The 257-nt window shown below is 66.5% G+C and carries 1 protein-coding gene; it reads right to left on the minus strand.

Going from position 1 to position 257, the window contains the following annotated elements:
* Positions 1-244: family 1 glycosylhydrolase (locus ACG04R_RS28585; RefSeq protein WP_394418241.1), on the minus strand; the 244-nt coding region annotated here is incomplete at its 3' end.
* Positions 245-257 lie beyond the last annotated feature (13 nt).

Here is a 257-nt window from a genome sequence, read left to right on the forward strand (position 1 = left end):
TGTCGGCGTAGCGGCCGAAGGCGTCCACCGTCACGCGCGAGGTCCAGCCGCCGCGCTCTTCCAGCGACTGCGGCAGGTCCCAGTGGAACATCGTGACCCACGGCGTGATGCCGTGCTTCTTCATGCTCGAGAACAGGCGGTGATAGAAGTCCAGCCCGGCGGGGTTCAGCTCGCCATCGCCGTTGGGGTAGATGCGCGGCCAGGAGATGGACAGGCGGTAGTTCTTGACGCCGAGGGACGCCATCAGCGCGAAGTCG

It is taken from the genome of Pelomonas candidula (genome assembly GCF_043555985.1).
Taxonomy (GTDB): domain Bacteria; phylum Pseudomonadota; class Gammaproteobacteria; order Burkholderiales; family Burkholderiaceae_C; genus Pelomonas; species Pelomonas candidula.